Annotated in this window: 6 protein-coding genes; all 6 read right to left on the bottom strand. The window is 56.9% G+C overall.

Annotation, left to right across the window (positions count from 1 at the left end; translation table 11 throughout):
* Positions 1 to 43: 43 nt before the first annotated feature.
* Positions 44 to 1,183 carry a beta-galactosidase BglB gene (bglB, locus tag EHN07_RS04400; RefSeq protein ID WP_124022982.1) on the bottom strand — a complete coding sequence of 380 codons (1,140 nt, stop codon included), beginning with the start codon at positions 1,181 to 1,183 and terminating at the stop codon, positions 44 to 46.
* A 304-nt stretch (positions 1,184 to 1,487) separates the two neighbouring features.
* Positions 1,488 to 1,880 carry a flagellar protein FlhE gene (gene flhE / locus EHN07_RS04395; RefSeq protein WP_124022981.1) on the bottom strand — a complete coding sequence of 131 codons (393 nt, stop codon included), beginning with the start codon at positions 1,878 to 1,880 and terminating at the stop codon, positions 1,488 to 1,490.
* Complete coding sequence (gene flhA, locus EHN07_RS04390; RefSeq protein ID WP_124022980.1) at positions 1,880 to 3,961, bottom strand: flagellar biosynthesis protein FlhA; 2,082 nt, start codon at positions 3,959 to 3,961, stop codon at positions 1,880 to 1,882. Before flhA ends, flhE begins: the two co-directional genes overlap by 1 nt.
* A complete protein-coding gene (gene flhB, locus EHN07_RS04385; protein ID WP_124022979.1) occupies positions 3,954 to 5,105 on the bottom strand; it encodes a flagellar biosynthesis protein FlhB in 1,152 nt (383 codons plus the stop codon). Before flhB ends, flhA begins: the two co-directional genes overlap by 8 nt.
* Positions 5,106 to 5,245: 140 nt before the next feature.
* A complete protein-coding gene (gene cheZ / locus EHN07_RS04380; RefSeq protein ID WP_124022978.1) occupies positions 5,246 to 5,890 on the bottom strand; it encodes a protein phosphatase CheZ in 645 nt (214 codons plus the stop codon).
* 10 nt (positions 5,891 to 5,900) lie between these two features.
* Complete coding sequence (cheY, locus tag EHN07_RS04375; protein WP_124022977.1) at positions 5,901 to 6,290, bottom strand: chemotaxis response regulator CheY; 390 nt, start codon at positions 6,288 to 6,290, stop codon at positions 5,901 to 5,903.
* Between the last annotated feature and the right edge of the window lie 17 nt (positions 6,291 to 6,307).

Below are 6,307 nucleotides of genomic sequence, written 5' to 3'. Positions count from 1 at the left end.
GAAAAACCACGCTTTTTCCTAGCCTTTTGTGATGAAAATGTGCTTAGAGATAAATACGTAAATACTCACCCAGGCACAGAATGGCCATCGCCTGACCGTACGGCATCGACGTTAGCGGGATCTGGCGATAAAACTCCAGATTACTGCCCATCCCCGTACCGAATGACACCTGCAACAGCTCGCCCTCAGGGGAGATATTTTTCACAACCCCCTTCATCGCCTTCTCAGCCACTTCAGCGTATTGCTTGCCGATGTAGCGTTTACGGATGCCTTTCAGAATGCCGTAAGCAAAACCGGCGGTGGCCGACGCTTCAAGATAAGAATGGGGATCATCCAGCAAAGTGTGCCACAAACCGCTGTCATCCTGGCATTTCGCCAGCGCAGCGACCTGGCTTTCCAGCACCTGCACCAGGTAACGGCGCACCGCATTATTTTCGGGTAAATCCACCAGCTCGAGGAAATCAGGAATAACCATCGTCAGCCAGCTGTTACCACGCGCCCAACGCGCCTGCGCAAAGTTATGATTGCCTTCATAATTCCAGCCGTGGAACCACAGCCCGGTTTCCCGGTCCATCAGATTCTGTACATGCAGCAGGAACTGATAAGTTGCTTCCTCTACATATTCCGGGCGATTCAATAGTTTGCCGATTTTCGCCAGCGGCAACACCGTCATCATCAGCGTGTCGTCCCACATCTGCTGATGGTTCTCTTCTGCCAGCGTAATGTGCTGCATGCCGCCGTGTTCGGTGCGCGGCATCTCATACATCGCCCACTCCGCCCAGCTTTCAAGCCAGGGTAAGTACGATGGGTCGCGCGTTTCCTCAAAGCGGTAGGCCAGCGTCAGGAACGGCGCCATGGTATTGACGTTTTTGGTGGTTGCCCCTTCGGCAAAGCGATCCGCAAACCAGCTATCGATAATCTCACGCATCTTCTCATCGCCGGTCTGGCGATAATATTGATACATACCGTACAAACCGACGCCGTGCGTCCACTCCCAGCCGGCCCAACCTTTGGTGTCAATGACTCGCCCGTCATCCAGCCGCAGCAGGAACTGGCCCGTTTCATCCTTAATATTAATCAGATTATCCGTCACCTTGTGGATCAGGGTTTTCAGCTCATCCCGGGCGATAAAATGCTGCGGCTGGCGCAGTAAAGGGCTGTGTTTGACAGGATAAATAATCATTAACTTAACCTCTGTGATGTCTTCGAATTCATTGCCGCCAGACTCCGTTGCTTTTGTCACTGGATCGTGCACGTTCCGGCTTATGCCCGCAGGTCTGCGAAAATCTTATCCTGCTAAGGTAGAAGGACGGGGGAAGAGATACCTTTTCGTTTTTGCCACGGCTTTGATAATACTGGCAAAATTGCAAAGAGTCAGGATACCGGCCTCACCAATTTATAAAACAATGGTTTGTTTTTATCAAAAGATAGGGCTAGAAATGAGATCGAACAGGGGAAAGGCCGCAACGCAGGTGCGGCCCTGATGCTCAGTGATAATTCACGATGACCTGGTTACTGCGTACTTTAAGCGGCGGGAAAAGTCTACCGCCGCCGGGCACTTGCCAGACGAATCGCAGCGGCTCGTTTGCCGCCACGTTAGTTAACCCACGCGTAGTACCGCTCTGCCCTTCGATCTCAACGCAGCGCGTGACCGAACACAACCGGACATTTAAGCCCGCGGGCGTTGGCCCGGTCAGCTCATAGCGCCAGGCGACCATCGTCATTACGCCGCTAACCGGCTGGGCGGGCGCCAGGGGGCGGGATGAGGCCGCAAGCCCCCGGTGGCTAAGCGTCGCCCCCACGCCGCTCGCCTGCCATGCGCCCTCGGCGCTGGCGTGCGTGATAAAAGGAAACAGCAGCACAATGAACAGGCGGTTCATTATTTCGCTCCAATGGTCGCAGTCATGCGGATATTGCGGTTTTCAGAAAGCTCAAGGTTTGACAGCACCATGAGCTGCGGCAGGCTGCGGCGCAGAAAACGCGCCAGCAGCGGACGCAAGGCGTGATTAACCAGCAACACCGGCGGCGCGCTCAGCATTTCCTGGCGTTTCAGCGCTTCCTGGGCCTGCTCCAGCAAACGATCGGCCAGTCCGGGTTCAAGCCCACCGCCCCCCTGCAGCGCCTGCAATAACAAGCGCTCCAGCGCCGCATCCAGGCCTATCACCTGTACTTCACCGTTGCCGGGGAACCACTGCTGGGTAATTGCCCGCCCCAATGCCACACGTACCACCGCCGTTAACTCATGGGGATCGCTCTGGACGGGCGCGTGTTCTGCCAGCGTTTCCAGAATGGTGCGCATATCGCGAATCGGCACTTTCTCGGCCAGCAGGTTTTGCAGCACTTTGTGCAGCGTGGTGAGCGTCACCACGCCCGGCACCAGGTCTTCCGTCAGCTTCGGCATCTCCTGGGTGACGCGGTCGAGCAGCTGCTGCGCCTCCTGGCGGCCAAACAGTTCTGGCGCAAACTGCCCAATCAGATGGTTCAGATGCGTGGCAACCACGGTGCTGGCCTCCACCACGGTAAAGCCCTGGATCTGCGCCTGCTCTTTGAGCGCGCTTTCAATCCAGGTGGCGGCAAGGCCAAACGCCGGGTCAGTCGTAGTTTCGCCGGGAAGAGTGCCTGCGGCTGTACCTGGGTTGATAGCAAGCCAGCGCCCCGGATAAGCGTCGCCGCTGCCAATCTCAACCCCTTTCATCAGGATGCGGTAGCGCGCAGGCGGCAGATCCATGTTGTCGCGGATATGCACCACCGGCGGTAAAAATCCCATATCCTGAGCGAATTTTTTACGGATGCTGCGGATCCGCCCTAACAGCTCGCCGTCCTGCTGGAAATCCACCATCGGGATCAGGCGATAGCCCACTTCCATGCCGAGTGAATCTTCAAGCTGCACGTCATTCCAGGTGGCTTCAACCGCCTGTGGGTTTTCCTGCGGCTTGACCGCTGCCGCAGGCGTCGCCGGGGAAGCCATTTCGCGGCCACGCATCCACCAGGCAAGCGCCAGCAGTGCCGCGGTAAACAGCAGGAAGACAAAGTTCGGCATTCCCGGCACCATGCCCAGCAGGCCGAGCACCCCGGCGCTCAGCAGCATGACGCGTGGGTTATTGAACAGCTGGGTCACCATCTGTTCGCCGACATCCTGATCGGTAGCCACGCGGGTGACGATAACGCCCGCCGCCGTCGAGATTACCAGCGCCGGGATCTGTGCGACCAGCCCGTCACCGATGGTCAACAGAGTGTAGCTTTCTGCCGCCGCGCCTACCGGCATACCGTGTTGCAGAACCCCCACCAGCAGGCCGCCGACCACGTTTATCACCATGATCATCAACCCGGCGACGGCATCACCACGCACGAATTTACTGGCCCCGTCCATCGAACCATAAAAATCGGCTTCCTGGGTCACTTCGGAACGGCGTTTTTTCGCCTCTTCTTCACCGATCAACCCGGCGTTAAGATCGGCGTCGATCGCCATCTGTTTGCCCGGCATCCCATCGAGCACGAAACGCGCGCCCACCTCGGCAATACGCCCGGCACCTTTAGTGATAACCATAAAGTTGATAATCACGAGGATGATGAACACCACGATGCCGATAGCAAAGTTGCCGCCCACGAGGAAGTGGCCAAAAGCCTCCACCACCTTACCCGCCGCCGCCCCGCCGGTGTGGCCTTCCATTAAAATAATACGCGTTGAAGCCACGTTGAGCGCCAGCCGCAGCAATGTGGTAAACAGCAAAATCGTTGGGAAGGCGGCAAACTCAAGCGTGCGCTGGGTGAACATCGCCACCAGCAGCACCATGATCGACAGCGCGATATTAAAGGTGAACAGCAAATCCAGCACGAACGCCGGCAGCGGCAGCACCATCATCGACAAAATCAGCAAGATTAGCACCGGGCCGGCAAGGATCTGCCATTGTCCGGATTTCATGGTGCTCGGCAGGCGCAGCTGCGCCAACAGGTTAGCCATCGGAGTCCTTCTCGTTTGCAAAGTCCAGCGCCTCAGGCACGGGAAGATTTTCAGGTTTTTTCGGGATTAAGCCCCCCGCTATGCGCCAGCGCCGCAGCTGCCATACCCATGCCAGCACTTCGGCCACCGCGGAGTACAGCTGCCCGGGAATTTGCTGCCCGATTTCAGCATGGCGATATAGCGCCCGCGCCAGCGGCGGAGCTTCGAGCATTGGAATACGGTGTTCATGGCCAATTTCACGAATGCGCAGTGCCACAAGGCCTGCTCCTTTCGCCAGCACTTTCGGCGCGCTCATTTTATTTTCGTCGTACTGTAATGCGACCGAGTAGTGCGTCGGGTTTGTCACAATCACATCGGCTTTTGGTACATCCGTCATCATGCGGCGGCGGGCGGCGGCGCGCTGCTGCTGGCGAATACGCCCTTTGACGTGCGGATCACCTTCCTGCTGCCTGAACTCGTCGCGAATGTCCTGACGGCTCATGCGCAGTTTCTTCAGGTTGCTGAAAATCTGGAAAAATACGTCAAAGCCGACCATCGGCGTCAGTCCCAGGACTATCAGCAGGCCGCATACCGCGACCATGTTCAGCGCGTGTCCCAGTGCCGCCAGCGGCGGCTCGCTCATCAGGCGCATCATCTCCGGCCAGCTACGGAGCAAGTACCAGGCCGTGACGCTGCCAACCAGAATGGCTTTCAGAAAAGCTTTCAGCAGTTCGGCTCCCGCCTGGGCTGAGAACATCCGCCCCAGCCCGGAAATCGGATTCAGTTTGCTGAACTTAAACTGCATCGATTTGCCGCTAAACAGCAGGCCGCCCAGCAGCATCGGCGCGGCAATCGCCACCACCACCAGCCCAAAAATTAGCGGCAGCAGCGCCCAGACGGCCTGTTTTATCAGCTGGCTGATTTGGTTAACGATAAGGTTGGGATCGTTAATGATGCGGTGGTCAAAATGCAGCCCGGAGGACAACATGGCGGCCAGCTGCCGCGCCAGCGGTTCGCCGCCCAGCCAGATAATGCTGAGCCCTACCAGTAACATCAGCAGCGAGGTCAATTCACGGGATCGGGGGATCTGCCCATCTGCGCGCGCTTTTTCAAGGCGGTGGGGTGTGGGGGCTTCTGTTTTTTCCTCGTCGCTCTCTTCTGACACTGCAACAATCCCGTGGCCACAATTACCAGCCCAGCATGCCAGAGAGGGGAAGCGCTAATGGGAGGAAAACGGGGGGATTTGTGGGTTTGTTTGCGGGTTAAGCAATGCGCAGTGCCAACCTTCAGGCACTGCGTGGCGTATTAAAAGCCTAAACTATCCAGTAAATCATCAACCTGATCCTGACTTGCCACCACCCCCGCAGCCCCCGTTTTCAATTGGGGACCGTTGAGCAGGCTATCGGCAGGACGCTTCACTCGCGCATCCAGCTCGGGCATATTTTCCATCAGCACCATCAATAACTGGCGTTCGATCTCCTGAATAACATCCATCATGCGCTTGATAACCTGGCCGGTTAAATCCTGGAAATCCTGCGCCATCATAATTTCCAGCAGTTGGGCATTGGTGAAACTGGTGTGTGACGAAACGCCCGAGAGATAGCTGCGTGTATCGCTCACCAGTTCGCGGGCCTCGCCCAGCTCAATGGGGTTTGCAAACCAGGCATCCCAGCGGCCATTAAGCGCTTTGGCATCGCTTTCCAGCTTATTCTGGTGAGGCTGCGCCAGCTCCACGCAGTTCAACGCGCGCTCGGCAGCCTGTGCGGTCATCTGCACCACGTAGTCCAGGCGGTCACGAGCATCGGGAATGGCCTCCGCGGCTTCGGCTATCGCTTGATCGAGGCCCAGTTCACGCAGGCTATCGCGCAGCATACGGGTGAGGCTGCCTATCCGAACGATAATATCGCCGGCGGTATGTAATTCTGTTGTGGGATGGGTCGATGGGTGCATATGCCTCTCCTTACATACCCAGCTTTTCGAAGATTTTGTTCAACTTCTCTTCCAGGATCGCGGCGGTAAAGGGTTTTACCACGTAACCGCTCGCCCCCGCCTGTGCCGCGGCAATAATGTTCTCTTTCTTCGCCTCAGCGGTCACCATCAGTACCGGCATCGCCGCCATTGCGCTATGGGCTCGAATGGTTTTCAGTAATTCCAGGCCATCCATATTCGGCATGTTCCAGTCGGAAATCACGAAACCAAAACCGCCGGCGTTGAGCTTGTTAAGCGCATCGACGCCATCTTCCGCCTCTTCTACATTGTTGAACCCCAGCTCTTTTAGCAGGTTACGGACAATGCGACGCATGGTAGAGAAGTCATCCACCACCAAAAATTTGAGTTCTTTATCTGCCATTTATAGAGTTCCTTCGG

The organism is Buttiauxella warmboldiae, assembly GCF_003818135.1.
Classification (GTDB): domain Bacteria; phylum Pseudomonadota; class Gammaproteobacteria; order Enterobacterales; family Enterobacteriaceae; genus Buttiauxella; species Buttiauxella warmboldiae.
This window is presented reverse-complemented; position numbering and strand designations above follow the sequence as displayed.